Raw genomic sequence first — 25,221 nt, forward strand, 5'->3', positions numbered from 1 at the left:
CGAACTAATGTGGGAGCTGGCTTGCCTGCGATAGCGGTGTATCAGATACACCGAGTCGTCTGCATCGCAGGCAAGCCAGCTCCCACAGGGATTGTGCCGGCCTCAAGTGCCGGCACCCCTCGGATCAGTTGCTCTTGACGGCGTAATCCGGCTTCTTGTCATTGCCCGGAATGTACGGGCTCCACGGCTGGGCACGAATCGGCTCCTGGGTCTGCCAGACCACCGAGAACTGCCCGTCAGCCTGGATCTCGCCGATCATCACCGGCTTGTGCAGGTGGTGGTTGGTCTTGTCCATGGTCAGGGTGAAGCCCGACGGTGCTGCAAACGTCTGCCCGGCCAACGCTTCACGCACTTTGTCGACGTCGGTGGACTTGGCCTTCTCCGCCGCCTGCGCCCACATATGGATGCCCACGTAGGTGGCTTCCATCGGGTCGTTGGTCACGGCTTTGTCGGCGCCCGGCAGGTTGTGTTTCTTGGCGTAGGCTTTCCAGTCGGCGACGAATTTCTTGTTCACCGGGTTCTCTACGGACTGGAAGTAGTTCCACGCCGCCAGGTTGCCCACCAGCGGCTTGGTGTCGATGCCGCGCAGTTCTTCTTCACCCACGGAGAACGCCACCACCGGTACGTCGGTGGCCTTCAGGCCCTGGTTGGCCAGTTCCTTGTAGAACGGCACGTTGGAGTCACCGTTCACGGTGGAGATCACCGCAGTCTTGCCGCCGGCGGAGAACTTCTTGATGTTGGCGACGATGGTCTGGTAATCGGCATGACCGAACGGGGTGTAGACCTCTTCGATATCTTTATCCGCTACACCTTTGGAATGCAGGAACGAGCGCAAAATCTTGTTGGTGGTGCGCGGGTACACGTAGTCGGTGCCCAGCAGGAAGAAGCGCTTGGCGCTGCCGCCTTCTTCGCTCATCAGGTATTCCACCGCCGGGATCGCCTGCTGGTTCGGCGCCGCACCGGTATAGAACACGTTCGGCGACATCTCTTCGCCTTCGTATTGCACCGGGTAGAACAGCAGGCCATTGAGTTCTTCGAACACCGGCAACACGGATTTGCGCGACACCGAAGTCCAGCAGCCGAACACGACGGCGACCTTGTCCTGGGTCAGCAACTGGCGGCCCTTTTCCGCAAACAGCGGCCAGTTCGACGCCGGGTCCACCACCACCGGCTCGAGCATCTTGCCGTTCACCCCGCCCTTGGCGTTGATCTCGTCGATGGTCATCAGCGCCATGTCTTTAAGCGAAGTTTCGGAGATGGCCATGGTGCCCGACAGCGAATGCAGGATGCCGACCTTGATGGTCTCGGCGGCCTGGATCGTCCAAGTCATGCCCATGGCGGCAATGGATGCCGAGAGAGTGAAAGCCTTGATCAAGCTGCGACGCTTCATGGTGCTATCTCCGTGACCGATTTTTCTTGGATGGCTGATGAAGAGGAGATAGCAAGGGCTGTGCCGAAGTCGTAAAAGCCTTACAGACAGGGTTGGCGCAGGGCAAGGCAAGTCGAGGGTTGCACCATTGTGGCGCCTGGCGAAGTGGTGCGTGCGCGCCGGTGTGCCGTTGTGGTGCTGACCAACACTATGTAGCGCACGTGCGGGCTGTGACGGACCGAGGATGGGGGAAACCTCAGTCACCCCCCTTACTGGAGCACATGATGAACAGGGACGACCTGCACCTATCCGATACACCCGCGCCTTCATTGGAGGAAAAGCTCGCACTCGAAGGGCCCTTTATCAACGCCGATGACGCCGCATTCTGGGCGCACCAACGCATCGACAAGCACGATGCAGAATACGGCGGCGCGATCCTTCGCAAAGCTGGCCGCTTTTATGCTTCGACGCCTCTGCGCGGCGGCGCGTATGAGTTCTCCCCGTCTGACGTGATTGCCTTGGACGATAAGGGCAAGATGCTGCTGCCGTCCGGCTATGCTCCCTACGCGTTTTATCACTCACATCCTGACGACGACGAGAAGTTTAAAAACATCTTGCTGACGGAGGCGCAACGCAGTGTCATCAAAGGTTTTTTTTCTTACCACGACACGCGATTCATCATCGATTTAGGCTCGGTCGTGCCTGCCCACTATTTGTCTGGGCCCGATGGGGGGCTGCTCAAATATGTGACCAGCAATTCGCCCGAGGAGCGTGCACTTCGCACGCGTATCGCGTTGGACAAGTATAAGGAACTGGACGCCTTTGACGATTTCATCCCTCTGCTGGCCAAGGCGGGTGAACTGACGGTCATCGTGGCCAACACTGCCTGGGGCGGCGAGCGAGGGCGCGTTGGCCGAAGCTGGAAGCTGGGCGACCCGTTGGGCAGTGAAGGGATGCAACCCCTGTTTACCAAAATCCTGCCGACCTCGGGTCTGGGGCATCTTTTACCCGAAGGTGCGGAACCGGTGTTTGGCTACCAGCTCAAGGCCCTCGGCAAAGATGAATACGTCGTGCCCACCCAGGCCTGGGAGCGCAGCGAATTGACGGCCCCGTCGCAACTGTTCCCCAAACGCACGGATGGCGGCGTGAAGCTGCCGTCCGGTTTCCGCATCAGCGCCGTCTACTGCCGGCTGGGCACCGCAGGGCGGTGGCTGAGCCCGGCATTCTTTCCCCCGACACTGCTGGCCGCCGTGGCCGAGCAAGTCAGGACGGCCCCCACGCTGTACAGCAGCGAACCTAAAATGCGCCTGGTCCTGCGTAGCTGGGACGGTCGGCTCTGGGCCTACCGGTATTCCGGTACGGATGCGGAAGCCCGGTATCTCGGTGTTGACGGCGTGGCGATCGAAAATCAACTGAGGGAGGGCACCCTGCCCGTGGTGAAATTCGCCCAGCGCATGCTGGGGATTGGCGAGATCGTGACGTATCAGAAGCCGACAGAACCGACGACGCAAGGCGTGTTGGCCCTGGCATCCTTTGAGCAACTGCAAAAAACCATGAGCCCGGCCTTTATCACGGCCGATGATGCTGCGCGATATCTACACGAGCGTCCTCATGCGCGGGAAGCACTGCTGCTCGGCTATGTTTTACAGCGTGACGATGACCTCTTCGTATCGACGGCCGCCATTGGCGAATCCGCGCTCAGCCAGCAATTGGGTCTCACCTTTGACGGTACGATTGCCACCGAGTTGTTCATGCCGACCGGTTATCGTTATGCCGGTTTTGTGGTGCTGATGCCGAATATCCTCGAGACTGCGAAACAGGGTTTGGAGGGCCGGACGGACGACGAGGTGCAGCAAGGTAAAAAGCTGTCGCTGGATGATGAAGCCAAGCTCTATTTGAGTACGCCCAATTATGAGTTCACCGCGAGCTTCCTGGCCGCGGGCGTTAAAATTCCCGCCTTGTATTACTCAAGTCCATTTGAATCGCTGGTCAAATACGTGCGTAGCGACACTCAACTGGAGCGCGATTTCAGCGGGTTCCTGAGAGAGGCCCTGCGTGTGCGAAGCTTCAAGCCGCAGCTGGATGGCTTTGATGGCAGTGTGGTTGAAATGGTCCGCAAACTGGTACGCCTGGGCGAGTTGCATGTGTTGCAAAGCAGCCTCGCCTGGGGTGGCTCCCTAGGCAAGATCCCGAGCATATGGGCCGCCTACCAGCCGTTTACCTCTGCAGCACCTGTTTCGCCGGTCTACAGCTGGGTATTTGAGCATGCCGATACGGCCGCCACTTATGGTCAAGACCAGCAAGCGGCGAGCGGGGGGCAGTTGTCGTTCATCCTCAAGTCGCTGAAGGCTGACGCCTATGTGGTCACCCGCCCTGTCGCCCCGCGTCCTGGCCTGCCGGTATTTGATCAATTGCATGTTTTCAACGGCCTGCCGACGGGTTACGTGCCCTTCGGCGTCTGCCATGTGCCACGTCCGCCGCTGGGCTTGAAGCTCGAGCAACACTGGCTGTATGAAAGCTTTATTTCGCCTGGGGAGTTGGCGGCTGCCATTGCCGAATCGCGCCAGCCGACGAACCCGCTGCGCGTGCTTTACTTGAGTACCCGCGACGGTGCGCGGCTCAAGTACACCTTTTCCGGCAACGCCTTGGAGAGCCAGCTCTACGGTGTGACCCCAACGGGCATCGTCACCGACAACGGCCACCTGGCATCGCTTATCGCCCGGCACTCGACGCCTCAACAATTCGTGCGGCAAGTAGCAGCGGCGGGGCGCCTAGCCGTGCAGCAGGCAGGTTTGATGTGGGATGTCGAAGGTACGGTCGACAGCACCTGGGTGCCGTTCTTCCGCTATCCGAAGCTGATCCTCAGCCGACATTTCCTGAGCGCCGATGACGCGGCGGCGTTTGCCCATGAGCAGGTTGGCTTCCAGCGCGATGCACAATATTGCGGGGTAATCCTTCAAACCACCGGGCAACGTTTTGTCGCCACGCTGCCTTGGCTGTGTCTTTATGAGCAGCGGTTCCACCTGGGCGCACTGTTTCCGACGGACCACGCGGGTAACTTGATCGTGCCGCAGGGCTTCACGCTGTATGGGCAGTACGCGTCGTGCACGGCGCTCGCGCTGCTGGATAGCACGCGCATGGCGCGTTACGGCTGGTCGCGCAACGAGGCTTATGTCGACTGGCAGCTATTTGGCGATGAAGACCTGCGTTACCTCATCGGCAACCGGCACCAGGTCGCTGTGGGGTACTTGTCCAGCGCCGAGGACGCGTTGCTCGGTTACGACCTCAGTGGTTCCGCCGCTGAGCTGGCGTTGTTGAAGCAACTCGAGCCGGACGCCAACGGCAGTGTGATGCTGCGGCGGCGCGGTGCTGGCGATGTCCGGCCCGAGAACAGCGTCAATCTGTTAGCGGCCCTGGGTTTGCGCATTGTGCGAGGCAGCAGCCTGTGGGGGGCGCCGGGGGCGCTGCCCCTGCACTGGCGTGCGTTTGCGCCGCCGCGGGCACATGAAGCGCCGCAGCAGGTGGCGTTCGGCGCGATCTTCGCTAGCGTCGAGGAGGCGGTTGCCGATGTGCATAGCCGTGTTTCTCGCGGTCATGGTTCGACGCAAACCTGCTTCGCCTTTGTGCTCAAGCACACGCAAAAGGCTGAATACGTGGTGTCCCAGCGTGTGCCAAGTGATCGGGATATTGCGTTGTTCAGCTTGTCGAGCCTGTTTTCCGCCGCAGATGAGGGCGCCTATGCGTACCCTGACGGCTTCGCACTGCACGCGTTGTTTTATGCCCGGCAGTGGATGCCGCAAGGGTTGTCGAACCCGCAGCAGTGGCTGGCGGCGCATTTCATTTCGTCCGCCGACCTGTACGTCGCGTTCCTCGCCGCCAAACGTTGGCGCCCGGCGAGCAGCGAGACCAGCTTGCCGGTATTTATCTCTACCCTGGATAACGCGTTGCTAAGCTTCCAGGCGCCGGTGTCGACGACGTTGTTCGATGCACAAAAACACACATCCGGCCAATTCGAGGACGTGCATACACGCTTGGCCGGCGGCCTGTTGACGGCTCAGGCGTTCGTCAAACAGGTGGTGGTGCAGTGCAATGTGAGGGTAGTGGTCGGCAATGAGTGCTGGGATGAATCCGGCACGCTCACGGTGGATTGGCTGCCCTACGCCGACTTTAACCGCAGAGTGTTGAGCCCGGCGTTTTTCAGCCAGGCCGATGCGGTGCGGTATGCCCAGATGCGCTTAGGGCCTGCGCGGGAACGTGTCTTCGGCGGGCTGATCCTCAAGCGCCAGGACGGCTTGTTCGTGGCCTCGGAACCGATGCCGGTGCCCACGGAAGACTTCGACCCCAAATGGATTCTACCTGACGAGGACGTGCCACTGGATCGTTTGGCGCCTGGCATGACCCTGGTCGCGCGCTACCGCTCGCGGGTGGATACGCTGCCGGCGTTTCTGTTGGATGAGGACGAGCTGGCGGTCTATCGCGGCATGTTTTCTACCGCCGTGCTGGCCAAGGCGTTCACCTGCAATCATTTGTGGAATCATGAGTACTTGCTAGGGCTCGATGGCTCATTGATCGGTTTCAACTGCGACTACCCTGACAGCAACTTGCTGACGGCCCAGCAGAAAAGCCAGGTGGCGCTGGATCGCCAGGCGTTGCAACAAGCCTTGGCACCCGCTAGCGGCACCCCCCACGACCCACAGAGCAACCTGATCGAGCAGCAACTGCGTGACGGCAGTAAAACCCCCATCGAATTCGTCAATCAGGTGCTCAAGACGGCCTCGATGCAGGTGGTGCAAGGCAGTGAGTTATGGGGGGCTGTGCAGCAGTTGCCGCCTGGCTGGCAGCCGGCCCATGGTTTTGTTGCGCCGCACAGAGGCCACTTCGCTATCGCTGACCGCGCCCTCAGCCCGGTGTTCAGCCATATCGATGACGTCGGCCGTTACGTGCATGAGCTGGCGGGTGAACGTAGCGAACTGACCTTCGGCTTTATCATCAAGGCCGATAACGGGCACTGGATGGCCAGCCTGCCGGTGTGGAGCGACGGCCTGCAGTTCCCCGCCAGCCGAGTGTGGCTGGGCGGGCAATTACCGCCCGGGTGCAGCCTGCAGGGCCTCTATGTGCACGCAACTGCCCTGCAACCGCCTGAGCTGAGCGCTTCGCCGGTCTACGCGGCGTTCGTCAACCCAAGCCTGTTGCGCGGCGCGCTGAATACCGTGCGCGAATACAAAGCCAGCGGTGACACCTTCTTGCCGATATTCCTGTCGTGTGCTGACGGTGGGTTGCTCAAGTACCAGGCGACGGTGCATGACAGTGACTGGGATTCGCACAACCGTTTGCAGGCCTATGTGAAAAAGCTCAACGGTTCGTACAACCCCATCGAATACGTTCGCCAGGTTGCCCGCGCAGGCGTGCTCGAGGTGCTGGTCACCGGGGATATCTGGGCGAGCCAGGGGCCGGTCACGCAGCGCTGGAAAGACCGTGAAGCCATCGTCTACACCCCAGGTGCTCACGAGCGAGTCGCCCTGGGACCGCTGTTTTCCCATGCTGACGACGCGGCGCGCTACCTTTGGCGGCGCCTGCGCCATGATGCAAACAACGCCTGGCTGGGGGCGATCCTGGGCAATGGGACTGCCCCCTCCAGCACATTTTGGGTCACCGACCCCGTGCTGGACAATGGGCCGATCGTGGAGGTGGGGTTACGTGCCGCAACCTTGGCATACCAGCGTTTGTTCGGTCATGTGATGAACCTGCGTGAGCCCAAGCCATCAGCCAAATATCCGGCGGGCTATCACGTGATCGGCGTGCAGCAGATCTACAAGCTTGAACCTGAGCGCGAAGCTCTGAGCGATCAGCATGAGCAAGCGCTTGCCATCAATTTTATAGCGCAAAAGGAAATCAGGGCGTTTGTAGAAATGCTGCGTACCGATAACGTGGTGGCGGCCCGGTACTACATCACACCCCGCAACGGCGCGTTGTTGGTGTACTTGCCCAGTTATCAGCAGAGTGAAAGCAAGCTGCTGCGCGAAGACTGGCCGTATCGCCTCACCGATAAGCCCAGTCAAGTCATCACCACCCTTGCCAGTTCCGGCAAGTTGTACGTCTTGGAACCGGACAGATTCTGGCAGCCTCGCGGGCATGTGTGGTCACGGTACCTGATGGAGCTACGCCAGCAGTAGGTGCCAGCCGCTCACGACCGTCCTGACTACTTATCTACCGATTCTAAGCTTCGCCCGCTGCCCAGAATGAAGCGCCAGGGCATTGTGTCCTGGCGTTTTTTTGCAAGGAGCTATGATGGCTATCAGATTGTCACGCGAAGAGCGGGCCGCCAGTTCGAACCGAGGGGCTGCAAGGCTGCCCACGTTAAGTCCGGCATTTATCAAGGAGACAGATGCGGCCTACTGGGCACATACACACATCGGCGAACGCCGTGATGTGGAGTACGGCGGGGTGATTCTGCGCGATTCAGCCGGCCTGTATTTCGCGAGTTACCCGTTTCAAAGTGGGGTCATGCAATTTGACCTGCGCGATATTTTGGCCGTGGGAGCTGACGGCTACTATCAACAGCCACAGGGCTATACCTGTGTGGCGAGTTACCACTCCCATCCTGCCCAACATGCGCTGATCATGAGCCGAAACCCCAGTTTCGATGAGCGCATGACAAAGGCATTTCTGGGCTTTTTCTCCGGTACGGATTTTTACTCGGATGTGCATGATCGAGACTTTTTTCCGTCGGCTTACTTGTCTGGCCCGGACGGTTCGCTGATTCGTCACACCCCCAGCGGTTCGCCGGCGGAATTCAGTTTTGCGTTGTGGGTGCAGGCCGGCAAACCAGCCAACAATCCTGTCGGGGTTTATGGTCCTTTTGACGAGTTCATCAAGAAGGTTTCCAGCTTCGGTTCGCTGAGCTTTATCGTGTCAACCGAGTGGTGGGGCGGCTCTGTCGGGCAGGTACCCGCCGATTGGGTGGTGTTCGAACCCTTTACTTCCTCCGAGGTAACCGAGCAACCGTTGTGTTCAAGCGTCTTTGATCAGGCGAAGCTGGCGGTGATGACGGCGCTACCTTCGCCGGCGCAAGAGGGGCAGGTCGGTTTTGTGCTCAAGCACCTCACCCAGGAACGCTACGTGGCAACGCTGGCATCCCCCAGGCGCGCACCTTTGTTTGCGATGGATGCGGTGTTTCCAAATGGGGCTGACGGTACGCCGCAATTGCCCTCCGAGTATCGCCTGGAGGCCATTTACTTCAGCGACTGGTATGCCCAAGAGGAAGTGTCGGCCCGGGAAGACTGGCTCTCCAGTGCGTTTTTCTCCCCGGCACAGGTGGTCGCGGCGATTCAACTGGGGCAAAGCACTGAGGCGTTACACGCTCCCAGCCGTGGGCTGGATTTGTACATGCGCGCCTTGGACCACACCCTACTTCAACTCAAGGTGCCTTCGGCGGCGTTGTCCACCGAGCTGTTCAAGCGCGCGAGTGACGGTACGATCAATGATAACGGCGCCCAGGCGGCGCTGATTGCTGGCACCTTGAGCCCGCGCAACTATGTGCGCAGGGTGATCGACGCCACACAGTTGTGGGTTGCGCAGTCCGGCGGGCTGTGGCGTGAGACCGGCAGGGTGGACAACCGCTCGGCGTTGTTGAGCCCACTTTACTCGGCCACACTGAGTCACTCGTTTTTCTCCGCCCGTGATGCGGCGGTGTATGCCCATGAGCAAGTCGGTCAACAGCGCAGTTTTTACTATGGCGGGTATGTACTAAGGGACGCAGATGGTCGCTTTGTGATCACCCAACCGCTGGAAAGTGTCGTGCATCCTTTTGCGTCCACGCTGTTTTTTCCGGTGAACGAATCAGGCCCGCTGATTCCGCCAGAGCCTTATGAGCTGTATGCCCGTTACGGCTCCCACACAGCGCTGTCTATGGTCGACCCCGATTGGGTTAAACAGCGGGGCTGGTCACAGGACGAAGCCTTGATCAACTTGCAGGTGTTTTCCACCGAAGAGATGTACTCGATCATTCAGGATCGACGGGTGGCGTACTTGTCCGGGGCTGAGGACTGCCTGTTGGAGTACACGCCGAATCAGTCGCCTGAAGAAGCGTTGCTGCTGGCCAATATCGCGCCTGGTGCCGGGGAGAACAGCCTGGGGCGGCGCCTCGATCGCGGTGAGATCCGGCCGGGCGATTGGGTACGGCGCCTGGCCGTGGCTGGGGAGTTCAAGATCGTTCAGGGCAATGCGTTGTGGGGGCCGCGCTCGGTGGTCTATAGCGATTGGTCACCCAACTTCACTTATGCTCCTCAATCCGGTCCACCTGATTACGTGATCTATGGCGGTATCTTTACCAGCTCCGATGAAGCGGCCCGAGACCTGCAAAAGCGGGCGCAGGGACGTCGGTTGCCGGAAAATGAGTGCTTTGCCTTTGTGCTCAAGCATAAAAGCCGGCCGCAGTTCATCGCCACCGAAGTGGTGGGTGCGCGTTCCGTAGAAGCTTTGTTCAAACTGAACAGTCTGTTTCCCCGTGTGCACCGCCGGGAAATCTACCGGCTGCCCGAGGGGTTTGAACTGTATGCAATATTCCGCTCACAACAATGGGCGCCTCACTGGCTCTCGGGCGCTTCTGTCTGGCTGACGCAGTATTTCGTCATGCCGGACGTATTGTTGGCCGCGCTCACTCACGCTATGGAGGACCGAAAGACAAGCCTGGCGATTTACTTTTCCATGCTGGATGGCGCGTTATTACGGTACACACCGTCACCCATCAACGTGGAAAGGGGGGGGGAGGCCGACAAATTACTGGGGGATGCAAGGACCCAACTGGCTTCCGGCGTGAAGACACCGCAGACGTTTATCCGCGACTGGGCGGCCAGAGGTGACCTGCAAGTGGTGCGTGTCAGCCAGTACTGGGACAAGGCGGGGCTGGTCGGTACTGCCTGGAACGGCTATGAACACATTGCGCCGCGCCGCTTGACCCCGTGCTTCGCGTTTGCCGATGACGCCGCGCGCCACGCGCAGGCATTGGTGGGCAGTGGGCAGAGGCGCACGTATGGCGGGGTCATCCTCCAGTTGCTCAATGGGCTGTTTGTAGCAACAGAGCCCCTGTTGATTCCTCCTCAGGGCGCAACGCTGAGCTGGATCTACCCCGATGCTACGATTGCCAGCGGGCTCTACCCAGGCGGCAGTACCCTTGTCGCGAGCTACCGGTCGTTACCGGAACGAGAGGTGCAAATACTGCTGTCGCCGACGCAAAAAGCCGTTTACCAAAGCATGATTCCCACTGAGGTACTGGCTCATCTGCTGCGCCAGACCACTAAAATAAAACGCCAATACGTATTCGGCCCCAGCGGTTCGATACTCAGCTATCAGCTGTCAGACTCCATTGATGAGGGGCTGCTCAAAAAAGCCCTGAATTTGAATAGCCGATACACAGGCGACCTCGTTGGCAACGTCGCCGAACAGAAAATGCGTACCCAAGCCTTGCTGCCTCAGGACTTCGTTGAAAGCGTCGTCCGAGCCGGCGAGTTGCGCGTGGTGCAGGGCGATACCCTGTGGGGTAGCCCTAGGCTGTTAAGACCCAGGTTTGCGCTGAATCAATACCAGGTCAAGCCATGGGAGGTTAGGTCGACGTTAGCTCACTCGCCGTGCGGTCCGACTTTTACCCGGGCTCTGGATGCCGTCCGGCACGTTCAGCGCCATTGGCAGCCACAGGCGCGTGTTGCTATCGGTTATGTACTCAGGGCCTTCGCACGGGAGTTTTACATGGCCACCCTGCCCGTGCTCAGAGATAGCCATGAGCATTTGGCGGCGATCTTCCTTAACGGAACAGTCCCACAGGGTTACTCGATCGTTGGTGTGTATTTGTGTGCGTCGACCGAAACGATCGCTACGGCTGACGATGCAATGGCCCAGCATTTTTTCGCACCGGCGAGGATTGCCCAAGCGCTGCTGTTCATGACCACGCCTCGCAACGGGCACACGTTGCCGTTGTACCTGCTGTGCGCTGACGGCGCACTGCTTTGGTATACCGTGCCCAAGAAGGCGTCCGTGTCGGAACGCCTGGAAAAGGTGAGTCAGGACGCAACGCAACTGCGAGATGGCACGCTGACGGTGCGTGACTATGTAGCCAAGTTGGCGGAGGTCGGTGAACTGCAAATCCGGCTCACCAGTGAAATATGGGGGCGCAAGGAGCGTGTCAATGCGCAGTGGCAACCCAAGCGGGCGCCCCACACCTTTACCAATGACCCCTATTTCCATTCGTTCTGCGGGCCACTGTTCTTCTTTGCCGATGACGCCGCACGTTATGCCCAGCAGTTGATTGGAACGTTCAGCGACAAGACGTATCTCGGGGCCTTGCTTATGCCGCCACGGCTATCGGGGTTTGTTGCGATTGACCCGGTCGAAGATCGGTCCGGGCGTGGCAACAGTACGCTGGAGTGGTTCTTCTGGCTCGGGCACGCCGGGTTCAACATACCGGCGGGTCACGACCTGCATGACTACAAAATTGCTGCGGTGCATGCGTTCTTCAAGGCAATCCCGTACACCAGCAGTCTCAAACCGCTGGACATCAGTTTACAGCCCAACTTTGTCTCCACTCAGGCGCTGAACAGTTACTTGTCGGTGTACATCAGTAATCTTCCCGACGCCCAATGCATCTATCTGTCTTGCCGGGGGGGTGGCCTGCTCAAATACGTACCCGCTGTGTCGAGCGCCGAGTCGACACTGCTCAGCGCCCGGCCCGCGCCTTCGCCCAGTGCATTGGTCAGCAACTTGTGCCGTTTGGGCAACCTGTCGGTATTGACGACGGACGCCTTTTGGAAACGGCGAGGGGTGCTGGGAGCTGAATGGGAAAAGCTGAGTCGGGAATCCGGCGAACCCTGGTATGGGCGTGCAAAAGACGAACTCTAATCTCAGCGCCTGCGCATCAACCCGATAAAAAACAACCCGCCTATCGCTGCCGTGGCCACGCCGATGGGCAGGTCTTCGGGGGCGATCAGCGTGCGCGCAGCCACATCGACCCAGACCAGGAACAGGCTGCCGAGCAGCCCGCACACCGGCAGTAACTGCCGATGCTCGGCGCCCACCAGGCGCCGGGCAATGTGCGGGATCATCAGGCCGACAAAACCGATGGAGCCACTGATGGAGACCAGCACGCCGGTCATCAGCGAGGCCACCAGAAACACCTTCAGCCGCACGTTGCGCGCATTCAGGCCCAGGGTTACGGCGGTCTGTTCGCCGGCCATCAGTGCATTCAATGGGCGGGCCATGCCCACCAGTACCAACAGGCCCATCAGCACTGTGGCGGCGGGAATCGACAGCAGTTCCCAACGTGCCAGGCCCAAGCCGCCGAGCATCCAGAACATCACCGCTGAGGCGGCGCGATGGTCGCCCATGAACAACAGCAGATTGGCTGCCGCCATCATTACAAACGACACCGCCACGCCGCACAGCAGCAGGCGATCACTCTCCAGCCGGCCGTTGCGACTGGCCACTGCCAGCACCACCAGCATGCTCAGCAGTGCGCCGATAAAGGCGGCGATGGGCAACGTGAGCAAGCCGACGACTTCGCCCACATGCAGCACCACAATCACCGCGCCGAGGGTGGCGCCGGAGGTCACGCCGAGCAGGTGCGGGTCGGCCAGCGGGTTGCGCGTGACGGCCTGCAATACCGCGCCGATCAATGCCAACCCGGCGCCCACCAACGCGCCCAGCAACATGCGTGGTACTCGGATCAGCCAAACAATGTGTTCCTGCCCGGCGGGCCAGTTCACCTCGCCGATGCCGCAGGTTTTGTACACCACGATCCGCCACACCACCTCGACCGGCACTCGCGCCGGGCCGAAGCCCAACGAGATGACACAGGAGACGAAGAGCACCACAGCCAGGACGATGAGCAGCAAGGCATAGCGACGGCTGATCATTCGCCGTGAAACCCCTTGGCCAGCGTCTCGACGGCCAGTACGTTATCGATGCCCGGCGTGGCTTGTACGTAAGGGATCACGATAAACCGTTGGTTCTTGATCGCGTCCACCGCTTGCAGCGCCGGGTTATTCATCAGGAACGCCTGCTTCTGCTCGGCGGTGATTTCGCTGTAGTCGACGATCACGATCACTTGCGGGTTGCGTTCCACCACGGTTTCCCAGTTGACGCGGGTCCAGCTGGCATCGACGTCATCGAGAATATTGCGCCCACCGGCCGCCTCGATCAGCGCCTGGGGCATGCCGAGGCGGCCTGAGGTCATGGCTCGGTCTTCGCCGCTGTCGTAGAGGAACACCCGGGGTTTGCCTTCGGGCAGGTTTTTCTGCACCTCGTCGACCTGCGCCTGCATTTGCGCGATCAGCGTATTGGCGCGGTCCTGCACGTCGAAAATCTTGCCCAGGTTGCGCAGGTCGTTATAGGTGTCTTCCAGCGTCGCGGCCGGGCGTTTCATCACGAAGGCACAGGATTCGGTCAGCTCGTACACGTTGATGCCCAAGGGTTGCAGGGTACTTGGCGTGAGGTCGCCGCCCACGCGCATGCCGTAGTCCCAGCCGGCGAAGAAGAAGTCCACGTTGGCGTTGAGCAGGGTTTCCACCGACGGGTACTTGCTCGCCAACTCCGGCAGGCCGTCGAGGATCTCGGCCATTTGCGGGGTGACTGACTTCCAGCCGGTCACGCCGCTGTAGCCGGCCATGCGCGGTTTGAGGCCCAGGGCGAGCATCATCTGGGTCATGTTGATGTCGTGGCTGACTGCGTGTTTCGGCGCTTCCTGGAAGGTCACGTCGCGGTTGCAGCTCTTGATGGTGACCGGGTAATGGGTCGCTTCGGCGAACGCTTGTGCAATACCGAACAGCAACGCGAGAGATAGCAGGGAGCGCAGGATCATGGTTGGGTTATCCAGGTGATTCGGGGGTAGCCGGACAAAGGGTGGGTGTCGATCAGTGCTTCGACGCCAAACACCTCGCGCAACAATTCGGCGGTCAGTACATCATGGGGCGTACCGCTGGCGACGATGCGCCCGTGGTTGATCACGTACAGACGATCACAGAAGGCGGCGGCCAGGTTCAGGTCGTGGATGCTGGCCAGAGTGCCGATGTTGAGGCGCTTGACCAGCCTCAGCAGTTCAAGCTGATAGCGTGGGTCGAGGTGGTTGGTGGGTTCGTCGAGGATCAGCAGTTGCGGTTGCTGGGCCAGGGCGCGGGCGAGGATCACACGCTGTTTTTCGCCACCGGAGAGGGTGGCGAAGGCGTGGTCTTCGAAGCCTTGCATGCCGACGGACGCCAACGCATTTTGCACCAGTTGCCGGTCATGCAAGGTGTCTCCATCGAACACGCCCTTGTGCGGCGTGCGCCCCATGGCGACGACTTCATCGACCCGCAGCCCAAAGGCATCGGGAAACTCCTGTAGCACCACCGCGATGCGCTGCGCACACCATTTTGAACTCTGCTTCCACAGGTTCCGATGTTCCAGCCGCACATCACCCTGTTCCGGTTTGCTGAACCGGTAGGCGCAGCGCAACAGGCTGGTCTTGCCGCTGCCATTGGGCCCGATCAGCCCGACGAACTCTCCCGCACCGACCTGCAGGCTTGCATCACGCAGCTGGAACCGGTGATGGCAGTGGCCGTGGTCCGACGGCGTCCAGGCCAGGTCGGTGAGGGTGAGTGAAGTCATCAGAAGCTGTAGTCCGCGGTCACGAAGAATGAGCGCGGCTCGCCGAGGATCCACTGCTGCCCGTCGTTGTACTGGCTGACGGCATAGGTGCGGTTGAACAGGTTGTTCAGTTGCAGGCCCAGGGTGGTGTTGCGTATGGCTTGCCACGACACGCTGGCGTCGACCACGGTGTAGCTCGGCAGCTCGTTCTGGTTGGCCATGTCGGCATAACGGGCATCGACATAACGCACACCGGCACCGGCGCGGATGTCGTCGGTCACGGCTTTGCTCAGCCACAAGTTGGCGGTACGGCGTGGCACGTCCACCGGGCGGTTGCCGTCGCGCGAGACTTGCACGCCGTTGACGTCCTGGCTGAAGTCGTCGTACTGCGCATGCACGATGGCGGCGTTGGCTTGCAGGGCCCAGGCGTGAGGCAGTTGCAGGTCGAGGCTGGCTTCCAGGCCTCGGGAGGATTGCTGGCCGACTTGCTGCTGATGGTCCGGGTCACCCGGAATGTCGGTGAGTAGTTTCTTTTTGACGATGTGATAAGCCGCCAAGGTCCATTCGCCGCGTTGGTCCCAGAAGGCTTGCTTGATGCCGATCTCGGTCTGCTTGGCGGTGGACAGGTCGAACTGCTGCTGGCTCGGGCTCAGGGAGATCAGGCCACCGACGCCGTCGGTGCTGGTGGAATACTGGCCGTACACCGAGGTGTCGGGCGTGATCGCGTAGACCAGGCCGGCTTTCCAGTTATTGCCGGTGAGGGTTTTGTCGGACTGGCTGCCATCGCGCAGGCCCTCACGTTCGACGTGGGCGTAGTCGCGGCGAAGGCCGGTGATCAGCGACAGTTGGTCGGTGAGTTGCAGGCGGTTTTCGGCGAAGCCGGCGACGGTTTTGGTGGTGGTGGCGAACAGTGGCAGGAACACGCTGTTGCTTGCAAACTGCCCCGGTTCCGGGTGGTTGATGTCGATGGGTTGGCCATCGGCAAAGGTATCGGTGAACGGCGAGTTACTGGCCAGGCGGAAGCGAATCCGGTTGTATTCCACGCCGGTCACGGTCTGGCTGTCGAGGCCGAACAGCGTGTGCTTGAAGGTGAAGGTCTGGCGGTCGCCCACCTGCTCCTGATTGTGCTTGATACCAAAGTTGCCACTGCGTGTGAGCTGGCCGTTGGTGAAGTTGTAGTTCTCGGCGTTCTGCCAGCGGCGCTGGTTTTTCAGGTAGAACAGCTCGTTGGTGGCGCTGACGCTGTCGTTGATCTGCCACTCGCTGGTCAGGCGCGTCCATTGGTCGTTGTAGTGCTGGGTGTCGTTGCTGACGTTGTAGTTCTTGTCGCGCAGGCCCTTGTGCAATTGGCCGTTGATCAACGGCGTGCCGAAGTAGTTCTGCGGGCGCTGGTCGCCGTAGTCGCTGGCCAGGGTAAAGCTCAGGTTGTCCGCCGCCTGCCAGCGCAGGGCGCCGCTGACGAAGTCGCTGCTGGAGTCGCCACGGTCGATGAAACCGTTGCTGCGCAGGCGATTGAGGTTCAGGCGATAGCTCAGGGTATCGGTCAGTGAGCCGCCGCTGTCCAGGGCTTGCTGCTGGCGATCATAGGAGCCGTAGCCCAGGCGGATGTGGTTTTCGATCTCGCCTGCAAACGGCTTTTTCGGCACGGTGTTGATCACTGCACCGGTGGCGCCTTCGCCATACAGCACCGAGGCTGGGCCGCGTAAAACGTCCACCCGCTCTACCGACCAAGTGTCCACCGGGAAAGTCGAGGTGCCCATGCCCATGTACATGCGGTTGCCGTCGTACAGCTGCATCACCGAACCCTGGCCGGTAAATCCACGGGCCGATAACGAGGTGCCGCCATCGCCCGGCGTGCCGGTGCGGCTGATGCCGGTGGCGCGGGAGATTGCGTCTTGCACACTGGCATCGCCGCGTTCGCGGATCTGCGCGCCGGTCTGGCTTTCGACGCTGCCAGGGGTTTGCAGCGACGTGAGGTTCAAGCGCGAGCCGGCGGTGGTCGGGGTCTTGAGGTCGACGCGTTCGTCATCCAACGCGGGCGCGATGACGGGGCTGGCGGGCAGGGTCAGGGCTTGGGCACTGTTATGCAGGGCGAGCAGGCACAGCCCGGACGCAAGGTACTTGTTCATCGGTCGATCAGTCTTCTAGGAGGAGTACTCGCCGCAGGGCGCGGCGAGCAACGATAACGCAGAAAGTGTTATAAGTTAACACTTATTCGCTGCGCGGCCAAAGTCCGCGCAAGGCTACAGAAAGGCTCTGTGCCGGGCATCTCGCCTGTTTCATGCAGAACCTGAGGCGGATTCACGTTGCGCAAAAAAGCGTGAAAGCACCAGGCGGTCCAATGCCCACACCAGGATCAACGAGGCACCCACCAGCGGAAAAATGATCGCCAGGGCGAGCATGATCACCATCGCGGTTTTCCACTTCGGCAGGTCATGGCGCAGCGGCGGAACGCCCAGCCCGCCTTGAGGGCGACGCTTCCACCAGATGACCATGCCGCTGACGGCGCTGAGCAAAATCATCAGGCAAATCAGCAGCACGATCAGTTGATTGACCCAGCCGAACATCTTGCCTTCGTGCAGCATCACGCCGGTCTCGGTGGCCCGCGCGACCAGGTTGTAATGTTCCCAACGCACATCGGCCAGCACCTTGCCGGTGTATTGGTCCACGTGCAGGGTGGCGTCATTGCGGGGGTCGTTGGCGAACACCGCGACGGTGAATACACCTTCGGCGGTGGTGGGGAAGGTGATGCTGTAGCCGGGCTCGACGTGACTTGCATTGGCCAGGTCGACCACCTGCTGCAAGCGCAAGGTGGGCGCCGCCGGACCCGAGTGCAGGGCGCCGTGGTTCATGTGTTCGGCATGGTCGCCGGACATCGGCATCGGCGTGTTTTCCATGGCCCAGGGCACGGTCTGGTGACTGGCCGTATTGAGCACTCGCGCCTGCTGATCGGATTGCGGCACGTTGTTCCACATTGCCGCCGGAAAGGTGTTCCACAGATCAGCGTATTGCTTGCCCCAGAAACCGGTCCAGGTCATGCCGCTGAGTAACATCACCAGCAGCAATGACGCGCCCCAGAAACCGGTGACTGCGTGCATATCGCGCCAGAACACCCGGCCACGACTGTTGACGCGCGGCCATAGAACACCCGCCGAGGACTTGCCGCGCGGCCACCACAGGTACAGGCCCGACACCACCAGCATCACGCCCCAACCGGCGGCGAGTTCCACCAGGCGATCACCGACGGTGCCGATCATCAGCTCGCCGTGCAGGGCGCGGGCGATGGCTTGCAGGTTGTATTTCGAGTCCTGCTCGCCGAGGACCGTGCCGCGATAGGGATCGACGAACACGGTCACTTCGCGGCCTCCGTTGTGCATCACGAATTGCGCGCTGCTGGTGGCGTCGGCCGGGGGCAGGTATTTGCTGATCGCAGCGTTAGGGTAAGCAGCTTTGGCGCGCTGCAGTTGCTCGTCGGCGCTCAGGGCGTGCTCGGCGGTTTGGACCTTGAGCAGTTCGCCGTACATCAGCGGGTCGAGTTGGGGTTTGAACAGGTAGATGATGCCGGTCAGTGCCAGCAGCACCATGAAAGGGGCGACGAACAGGCCGGCGTAGAAGTGCCAGCGCCAGGCCAGGTTGTAGAAGGAAATCTTTTGAGTGCTCATCGGGGGCTCCGCAAGGCATTAATTTTTTATGTCCGTGATGCTTTTAGAAGCTCATATCGACTTTGGTCCAGAGCGTGCGCCCCGGCTCCTTGATGGCCTGCGGGTCACTGGCCGGGTAGCCGAACCCGGCGTTGCCGGCCAGGTTCAAGTGCTCGGCGTAGGCCTTGCCGAACAGGTTGTCGACGCCGGTGCTGACCTTGAAGTGTTTGTTGATGCGATACGCCGCGTTCAGCGAGAACACGCCAAAACCGCCGCTCTTGTCGAAGTCCTTGCCGACCACGTTGCCCTTGTTCGGGTCGATGCGGTTTTGTGCGGCGACCACACGCCACAGCGCGCCGGCACTCCAGTCATCTTCGCTGTAGGTGAGGCCCAGGCGTGCATCCAGTGGCGGCATTTGTGGCAGCGCCTTGCCGTCGCTGCTGTTCTTGCCCCAGGCGTAGGCGAGGGTGGCGTCGGTTTTCCAGTGGCGCGTCAGTTTGTACGCCGCGCCCAATTCGCCGCCCATGATGCGCGCGTCGACGTTACGGGCCTGGGAGGTGGTGCCCATCATGCCGGGGCGGTAGTCGAACAGGATGAAGTCCTGCACCCGACCGACGTAACCCGAAGCCCAGGCTTCAAGGTCTTCAGCTTTGTATTGCGCGCCGAAATCGAGTTGGGTGGTCTTCTCTGGCTTCACGCCGTCGAAGGCATTCACTGAACCGCTCGCGCCGGTGTTGGGCGAAAACAGCTCCCAGTAATCGGGGAAACGCTCCGAGTGGCCCAGGCCTGCATAGAGGGTGGTGGGGCTGTCGGCCAGGTCGTGTTCATAGCGCACGAAGCCGGAAGGCAAGGTGTCGGCGCGAGTGTTGTCGGCGGTCGGGTTGGGCCGCGTCATCATGCCGGAGCCGGTGCTTTGCCGGAAGTCCTTGGCCGAGGCGCGGTCCAGGCGCGCACCGGTGATCAGCCGTTCGCGGTCGGCGGCGTACCAGGTGAGTTCGCCGAATACGCCGTAGTTATGGAAATTGGCATCCTTGACCCGTGGCAGGTCCTTGTAGGTGTCGACACCCATGCTGCTGCGCTGGCGATGTTCGTTGGTCTGCGCATCCAGGCCGCTGATCAACTGCACATCGGCCCAGCGCCAGGTGGCCTTGATCCGTGCGCCGAGGGTGCGGCGATCAACGTTGGACGCCATCGGCCCGGCCATCATGCCGGTGCCGGAGGGCGTGCGCAGGCTGTAGTTGTCCATCACATGGTCGGCGTAGTTGTAGTAGACCTGGGCTTCGACCTTATCCAGCACGTCGCCGATATTGGATTTTTCGAAACGCAGCCCCAGGCTTTCGCGCAGGAACTGCGAGCCATCCATGCCGCGTCCGGCGTAGCGCGCTTCGCCATCGCCACGGCCGGCGGTAAGTTCCAAGAGGGTGTCGGCGTCGGGGGTGAAACCGACAGCGACGTCGCCGTTCCATTTGTCGTAGCGCGAGGCGACGGTGTCGTTGTTGCCGTCCTTGTAGTCATCGGCATGGGCCTGGTTGCCGATCACCCGTACATAGCCCAGTGGGCCACCGGCCGCCGCGTCGATGACTTTGTCAAAGCGCCCGTTGGAACCGGCCAGCACGCTGGCGTTGAGTCGCGTGCCCAGCTCGCCGAATTGCTCAGGCTCACGCTCGAACAGCACGGTGCCAGCCGACGCTCCAGGGCCCCAGAGCACGGTCTGCGGGCCTTTGATGACGGTGAGCTTGTCGTAGGTTTCCGGTGAGATGTACGAAGTGGGCGCGTCCATGCGGCCGGGGCAGGCGCCGAGCATCATGCTGCCGTTGGTGAGGATGTTCAGGCGCGAGCCAAACATGCCACGCAGCACCGGGTCGCCATTGGTGCCGCCGTTGCGCACCAGGGCGAAGCCGGGGATGGTCTTGAGGTAGTCGCCGCCATCGCTGGCAGGCACCGGTTGGCGCGGGTCTTTCGGGTTGGTGATCACGGTCAGCGGTGAGCTGGGGGCGATCGCCGTGATGACGGTGGGGCTCAGTTCATTTTCGTCGGCGTGAGCTACCGGGGCCAGCAGTGCGCCGCACAGAACGGCGAACACGGGAGTACATCCCAAACGGGTGTCAGCAGAAAACCTGGACATGACAAATTCCATCAATCAATCGTAAACAACACGGCCAGCAGCCTGCGGCTGTCTGTCTAAAGTCGGCCGGGGTGAAGTAACGCTGTGAAGTGCTTACGAAGCGATGGGCGGCGCGCGGCTGCGGGCGCCGGGGAAGATGCTCTGCCGGGCATGGCCCAGGCGCGTGGCGGGGGTGAGGGCGTTGGCGGGTGGCGGACTGCTCAGGGTGAAGGTTGAAACGCCGCCGGGCAGGGCGGGGCAGCTGTAGAGCAGGTCGCAATAGCCGCACTTGGACCAGAGGGCGTGGTGTTCGTCAGGGGCTTTGGGGTGATGGGAGTCGCCGTGGTCCATCGGCATGTCCATCGACATACCGGCGTGATGATCCATCGGCATCGCTTGGGAAATCAGCGGACCGATAAAAATCATCAGCATGGCGAACAGGCTGATCCAACCGCCGCGCCTTACGCGGGCGTGCGGGGAGAGCCTGGCGCGAGGGGCGCCCATCGAATGTCAGCCTATTGCGGGTGCTTGTGCTCGTGGCCGGCCATCGGCGGTACTTTCTGCACCGACACGTCCACCTCGACCTTGCCGGCTTTTTCGAAGGTCAGGGTCAGCGGGAATTGCTTGCCGTCGGCCAACAGGCTGCGGTCTTTGAGGCCCAGCAGCATCACGTGGTACGCCATCGGCGCGAAGGTCAGGTCACCCTTGGCCGGCACGGCGACGCTGGGCACTTGCTGCATCTTCATCAGGTCGCCCTGCATGACGTGTTCATGCAACTCGGCCTTGTCCGCCACCGACGTCTCGACGCTGAGCAGGCGGTCCGGGGATTCGCCGGTGTTATGAATCACAAAATAGGCGGCAACAGTCGGCGCATTCGGCGGCAACTCTTGGGACCAGGGTTCGCTGACCACCAGGTCGCCGGCCTTGTAGTCCTCGGCATTGGCAGCACTGAACACCGGCAGCAACAACGCAGCCAGAAGCAGGGAAGATTTGAGCATGGCAGTTCTCCAGAACGGTTCTAAACGCAGTTCACTTGCGAAGAAAATCAGACCGCTGGAGAGGCGCGGGGGTTGAGGCTTGGCCATTGCTGGCGCGGTGTGGGGCTTTGCAGCCGGGGCGGCGGCAAGCTCTGTGAAGTGTTGAATTGCGTGAGGTACAACTGCGGCACATGCCCCGGCAACGCCACCAACGGCGCCGAGCCCGAGCAACACCAGCAATGTTGCATGGTGGAGTGATCGTCCTGCTGCGGCGCCGGGATTTCCAGCTGGCCCAGGGCGATGGTCTTGAGCGTCGCACCATTGGACGAGCAGAAACTGCCCCACAACAATTGCTGCACCGGGTCCTGGGATTGCTGCATCGCACTGGCCAGCGGCATGGCAAAGGCGTTGAACAGCACTGCAAGGCAGGCGATCCAGGCGATTGCAAAGCGTTGACGGGCCATGGCGGACAATCCGTAGGGTTAAACGATCAGGCGGGTATTTAGCCTGATCGTAGGGGATAAGTAAAAAGGGCTGGTGTGGTTTGGTGTCGCAGTGCTATCAGATCGCTGTGGCGTGAAGCTTCAGGCCCAACGCTTTCATGACTTTCATGATAGTCGTGAATTCGGGATTGCCAGTTGCGGAGAGGGCTTTGTATAGGCTTTCGCGGCCGAGACCGGCGTCGCGGGCGATTTGGGTCATGCCTTGGGCGCGGGCGATATCGTTGAGAGCGGTGCGAATCAAAAGACCATCGCCTGCATCGTCTTCAAAGCAGGTCTCCAGGTAGGCGGCCATTTCCAAAGGGGTTTTCAAATATTTTGCCGCGTCGAAGCGAGTATAGGATTCGCTCATGAGTCATTCCTCATTGCCAAGGTTTAATGCAATTTGCTTTGCACGCTTGATGTCCCGGCTTTGTGTTGATTTGTCACCACCGACTAGCAGCAGATAAACCGCCTTGTTTCGACGAGTGAAGTAAACGCGATACCCAGGACCGTAGTGGATTCGCATCTCGGACACTCCATCACCTACAGGCTCACAGTCACCGAAGTTTCCGGCTTCTGCCATTCGTATTCTCTTCACAACACGCACTTTTGCGAATGGATCCCGAACGGCCTCCAGCCATTGGACAAACTCAATGGTTTCATTGAAATCAATCATCTCGGATCGTATTCCTTGGGATACATCATGGCAAGTGCGACGCACTGTGAAAACAGTGCATCTCCATCGCGGATGCTGGTGCGAATTCGCGAGGAGAGAGGTTAGGGCGGGGGCTTTTGGCTGAGCCAGCCAGCTGGTTCGGAAGTGTTTGTAGGCGGATTCGGCTTTTATGAGAAGGCCAAATGGTTGGCCATTTAGCGGGTTATTTGAACCGAGAGAAATTGTTCTGCGTTGCGCAGTTGATTGAGCTGGCGCGGTTGCTGGCTGATCGTGTGCACGAGGGGTTTGGACCGACGATGACGGCAGCCTGACAATACAGTCCAAGTGTGGGAGCGGGCTTGCTCGCGAATGCGCAGTGTCATCCAATAGATTTGGTGACTGACACACAGCCTTCGCGAGCAAGCCCGCTCCCACAGGGATTTGTGGTGGTTAGAGAGCGTTGATTGCCTGTAGTACCTCAGGCACGGTGGTAAATTCTCTATCTACCTGAGCCAGAACGGGCCGCTTCAACACCAACACCGGCACTCCACGCTCCCGCGCCACTTCCAGCTTCGGCTCCGTCGCCGTGCTGCCGCTGTTTTTGCTGATCAGCACATCAATCCCACGCCGCTCAAACAACACCCGCTCATCCTCGATCAAAAACGGCCCGCGCGCGCCAATCACTTCGCAGCGTTCATTGCCCGGGTACACATCCAGCGCGCGCAGCGTCCAGAACTGCTCCGGTGGGATTTCATCCAGGTGCTGCAATGGCTCACGCCCCAACGTGAACAGTGGATGCTTGAAGGGTTTGAGCGCTTCAATCAACGCGGTCCAATCACTGACCTCGCGCCAATCATCTCCCGCCTGCGGCTGCCACGCCGGGCGGCGTAAGGCCCAGCAGGGGACGCCGCTCAACTGCGCGGCCTCGGCCGCATTGCGGCTGATTTGTGCTGCATACGGATGGGTTGCGTCGAGAATCAGGCAAATCTCCTCATCCCGAACAAACTGCGCCAAGCCTTCGGGCCCGCCGTAACCACCCACCCGCACTCGGCATATCAGGTCAGTCGGCACTCGGCCCACACCGGCCAAACTGTAGATATGTTCCGGGCCCAACGCACGGGCAATGGCCAACGCTTCAGTCACACCGCCCAACAACAGGATGCGCTTCATAGCGGCTTGACCACTTCCAGCAAGGTGATCGGCAACGCCTGGCGCCAGGTATCGAATTCCCCCAAGGGCTGCGCCTGGGCCACGTGGATGCGCGTCAGGTCGCCGCCATGCCGCGCACGCCAGTCCATCAGGGTCATTTCACTTTGCAGGGTCACGGCGTTGGCGACCAAGCGCCCGCCTGGCCGCAGGTGTTGCCAGCAGGTGTCGAGCACACCGTTGCGGGTGACGCCGCCGCCGATGAAGATGGCGTCCGGTGCCTCCAGGCCGCTTAAAGCCTCGGGCGCTTTGCCGCGAACCAGTTGCAGGCCCGGCACGCCCAGGGCGTCGCGGTTGTGTTCGATCAGGCCTTGGCGACCTTTATCCGCTTCAATCGCCAGGGCGCGGCAGCTCGGGTGAGTACGCATCCATTCGATCCCGATGGAGCCGCTGCCCGCGCCCACGTCCCACAGCAGTTCGCCGGGCATCGGCGCAAGACGGGCAAGGGTCATGGCGCGCACATCGCGTTTGGTCAGTTGGCCGTCGTGTTTAAAGGCTGAGTCCGGCAAACCTGCAAGACGCGACAGGCGCGCAGTATGGGCGTCGGCCAGGCAGTCGATGGCGACGAGGTTCAAATCGGCGACCGAGGTGTGTTCCCACGAGTGCGCCAACCCGTCGATGCGCTGCTCATCCGCGCCGCCCAAGTGTTCAAACACAGACACACGGCTAGCACCGAACCCGGATTCGCTTAGCAGCGAAGCAATCAAAGCCGGACTGCGACCGTCATTGCTCAACACCAAAAAGCGCACGCCACTGGCCAGATGCGCATTCAGCGCCGCCAACGGCCGGGCGACCACGGACAACGTCACCACTTCCTGCAACGGCCAGCCCAACCGCGCCGCCGCCAACGACACCGACGAAGGCGCCGGCAAAATCAGCAGCTCTTCAGCCGCCACCTGCCGCGCCAGGCTCGCGCCCACGCCATAGAACATCGGGTCCCCACTGGCCAACACACACACCGGCTCGCCACGTCGAGCCAGCACCGGCTCCAGGGAAAACGGGCTCGGCCACAACGCACGCTCGCCGCGAATACACACCGGCAACAGGTCCAACTGGCGCTGAGCACCTATAATCCGCGTGGCGCGCAACAGGGCATGCCGGGCATTCCTGCCCAGCCCCTTGAAGCCGTCTTCACCGATGCCTACAACCGTCAGCCAGGGCGACATAACAATTCCT

Annotated in this window: 16 protein-coding genes; 2 read left to right on the top strand and 14 right to left on the bottom strand. The window is 60.9% G+C overall.

Features of this window, described 5'->3' with window-relative positions; all coding sequences use genetic code 11:
* Positions 1-124: 124 nt before the first annotated feature.
* On the bottom strand, positions 125-1,390 hold the full coding sequence (urtA, locus tag ACP7EW_RS21280) for an urea ABC transporter substrate-binding protein (RefSeq protein WP_065874307.1): 1,266 nt from the start codon (positions 1,388-1,390) through the stop codon (positions 125-127).
* 263 nt (positions 1,391-1,653) lie between these two features.
* On the opposite strand from urtA, the gene ACP7EW_RS21285 reads away from it, so the two are divergent.
* Positions 1,654-7,542 carry a DUF4329 domain-containing protein gene (locus tag ACP7EW_RS21285; RefSeq protein WP_426219466.1) on the top strand — a complete coding sequence of 1,963 codons (5,889 nt, stop codon included), beginning with the start codon at positions 1,654-1,656 and terminating at the stop codon, positions 7,540-7,542.
* A 127-nt stretch (positions 7,543-7,669) separates the two neighbouring features.
* Positions 7,670-12,259, top strand: coding sequence for a DUF4329 domain-containing protein (locus ACP7EW_RS21290; protein ID WP_426219468.1), 4,590 nt, complete (start codon positions 7,670-7,672; stop codon positions 12,257-12,259).
* A gap of 2 nt (positions 12,260-12,261) precedes the next feature.
* Here ACP7EW_RS21290 and ACP7EW_RS21295 read toward each other — a convergent pair whose 3' ends face one another.
* From ACP7EW_RS21295 to cbiE, 13 genes are all read right to left on the bottom strand, one after another.
* Positions 12,262-13,272, bottom strand: coding sequence for a FecCD family ABC transporter permease (locus ACP7EW_RS21295; RefSeq protein ID WP_426219470.1), 1,011 nt, complete (start codon positions 13,270-13,272; stop codon positions 12,262-12,264).
* Complete coding sequence (locus ACP7EW_RS21300; RefSeq protein ID WP_426219472.1) at positions 13,269-14,216, bottom strand: ABC transporter substrate-binding protein; 948 nt, start codon at positions 14,214-14,216, stop codon at positions 13,269-13,271. Before ACP7EW_RS21300 ends, ACP7EW_RS21295 begins: the two co-directional genes overlap by 4 nt.
* Positions 14,213-15,001: an ABC transporter ATP-binding protein gene (locus ACP7EW_RS21305; RefSeq protein ID WP_426219474.1), complete on the bottom strand. Its 789-nt coding sequence runs from the start codon at positions 14,999-15,001 to the stop codon at positions 14,213-14,215. The genes ACP7EW_RS21300 and ACP7EW_RS21305 overlap by 4 nt, the downstream gene beginning before the upstream one ends.
* Positions 15,001-17,109 carry a TonB-dependent receptor gene (locus ACP7EW_RS21310; protein ID WP_426219476.1) on the bottom strand — a complete coding sequence of 703 codons (2,109 nt, stop codon included), beginning with the start codon at positions 17,107-17,109 and terminating at the stop codon, positions 15,001-15,003. Before ACP7EW_RS21310 ends, ACP7EW_RS21305 begins: the two co-directional genes overlap by 1 nt.
* Positions 17,110-17,259: 150 nt before the next feature.
* On the bottom strand, positions 17,260-18,642 hold the full coding sequence (locus ACP7EW_RS21315) for a PepSY-associated TM helix domain-containing protein (protein WP_426219478.1): 1,383 nt from the start codon (positions 18,640-18,642) through the stop codon (positions 17,260-17,262).
* A gap of 43 nt (positions 18,643-18,685) precedes the next feature.
* Complete coding sequence (locus tag ACP7EW_RS21320) at positions 18,686-20,746, bottom strand: TonB-dependent copper receptor (protein WP_426219480.1); 2,061 nt, start codon at positions 20,744-20,746, stop codon at positions 18,686-18,688.
* Positions 20,747-20,839: 93 nt separating this feature from the next.
* On the bottom strand, positions 20,840-21,229 hold the full coding sequence (locus ACP7EW_RS21325; RefSeq protein WP_016976979.1) for a DUF2946 domain-containing protein: 390 nt from the start codon (positions 21,227-21,229) through the stop codon (positions 20,840-20,842).
* 11 nt (positions 21,230-21,240) lie between these two features.
* Complete coding sequence (locus tag ACP7EW_RS21330) at positions 21,241-21,723, bottom strand: copper chaperone PCu(A)C (protein WP_426219482.1); 483 nt, start codon at positions 21,721-21,723, stop codon at positions 21,241-21,243.
* Between the two features lie 47 nt (positions 21,724-21,770).
* Positions 21,771-22,166, bottom strand: coding sequence for a DUF2946 domain-containing protein (locus ACP7EW_RS21335; RefSeq protein WP_426219484.1), 396 nt, complete (start codon positions 22,164-22,166; stop codon positions 21,771-21,773).
* Positions 22,167-22,263: 97 nt separating this feature from the next.
* Positions 22,264-22,554 (bottom strand): addiction module antidote protein, encoded by a 291-nt coding sequence (locus tag ACP7EW_RS21340; RefSeq protein WP_038842899.1) that lies wholly within the window; start codon positions 22,552-22,554, stop codon positions 22,264-22,266.
* Positions 22,555-22,557: 3 nt separating this feature from the next.
* Positions 22,558-22,860 (bottom strand): type II toxin-antitoxin system RelE/ParE family toxin, encoded by a 303-nt coding sequence (locus ACP7EW_RS21345; RefSeq protein WP_426219486.1) that lies wholly within the window; start codon positions 22,858-22,860, stop codon positions 22,558-22,560.
* 429 nt (positions 22,861-23,289) lie between these two features.
* Entirely contained in the window at positions 23,290-24,009 is a 720-nt protein-coding gene (locus ACP7EW_RS21350; protein ID WP_426219488.1) for a cobalt-precorrin-6A reductase, read from the bottom strand.
* On the bottom strand, positions 24,006-25,211 hold the full coding sequence (gene cbiE, locus ACP7EW_RS21355) for a precorrin-6y C5,15-methyltransferase (decarboxylating) subunit CbiE (RefSeq protein ID WP_426219490.1): 1,206 nt from the start codon (positions 25,209-25,211) through the stop codon (positions 24,006-24,008). The genes ACP7EW_RS21350 and cbiE overlap by 4 nt, the downstream gene beginning before the upstream one ends.
* Positions 25,212-25,221: the final 10 nt, after the last annotated feature.

This window comes from Pseudomonas sp. DWRC2-2 (assembly GCF_049897885.1).
Classification (GTDB): domain Bacteria; phylum Pseudomonadota; class Gammaproteobacteria; order Pseudomonadales; family Pseudomonadaceae; genus Aquipseudomonas; species Aquipseudomonas azotoformans_A.

Excerpts from the sequence above, each read along its gene's own strand:
- urtA (WP_065874307.1), bottom strand. The coding sequence starts at position 1,390 with ATGAAGCGTCGCAGCTTGATCAAGGCTTTCACTCTCTCGGCATCCATT.
- ACP7EW_RS21285 (WP_426219466.1), top strand. The coding sequence starts at position 1,654 with ATGAACAGGGACGACCTGCACCTATCCGATACACCCGCGCCTTCATTG.
- ACP7EW_RS21295 (WP_426219470.1), bottom strand. The coding sequence starts at position 13,272 with ATGATCAGCCGTCGCTATGCCTTGCTGCTCATCGTCCTGGCTGTGGTG.
- ACP7EW_RS21300 (WP_426219472.1), bottom strand. The coding sequence starts at position 14,216 with ATGATCCTGCGCTCCCTGCTATCTCTCGCGTTGCTGTTCGGTATTGCA.
- ACP7EW_RS21305 (WP_426219474.1), bottom strand. The coding sequence starts at position 15,001 with ATGACTTCACTCACCCTCACCGACCTGGCCTGGACGCCGTCGGACCAC.
- ACP7EW_RS21310 (WP_426219476.1), bottom strand. The coding sequence starts at position 17,109 with ATGAACAAGTACCTTGCGTCCGGGCTGTGCCTGCTCGCCCTGCATAAC.
- ACP7EW_RS21315 (WP_426219478.1), bottom strand. The coding sequence starts at position 18,642 with ATGAGCACTCAAAAGATTTCCTTCTACAACCTGGCCTGGCGCTGGCAC.
- ACP7EW_RS21320 (WP_426219480.1), bottom strand. The coding sequence starts at position 20,746 with ATGTCCAGGTTTTCTGCTGACACCCGTTTGGGATGTACTCCCGTGTTC.
- ACP7EW_RS21325 (WP_016976979.1), bottom strand. The coding sequence starts at position 21,229 with ATGGGCGCCCCTCGCGCCAGGCTCTCCCCGCACGCCCGCGTAAGGCGC.
- ACP7EW_RS21330 (WP_426219482.1), bottom strand. The coding sequence starts at position 21,723 with ATGCTCAAATCTTCCCTGCTTCTGGCTGCGTTGTTGCTGCCGGTGTTC.
- ACP7EW_RS21335 (WP_426219484.1), bottom strand. The coding sequence starts at position 22,166 with ATGGCCCGTCAACGCTTTGCAATCGCCTGGATCGCCTGCCTTGCAGTG.
- ACP7EW_RS21340 (WP_038842899.1), bottom strand. The coding sequence starts at position 22,554 with ATGAGCGAATCCTATACTCGCTTCGACGCGGCAAAATATTTGAAAACC.
- ACP7EW_RS21345 (WP_426219486.1), bottom strand. The coding sequence starts at position 22,860 with ATGATTGATTTCAATGAAACCATTGAGTTTGTCCAATGGCTGGAGGCC.
- ACP7EW_RS21350 (WP_426219488.1), bottom strand. The coding sequence starts at position 24,009 with ATGAAGCGCATCCTGTTGTTGGGCGGTGTGACTGAAGCGTTGGCCATT.
- cbiE (WP_426219490.1), bottom strand. The coding sequence starts at position 25,211 with ATGTCGCCCTGGCTGACGGTTGTAGGCATCGGTGAAGACGGCTTCAAG.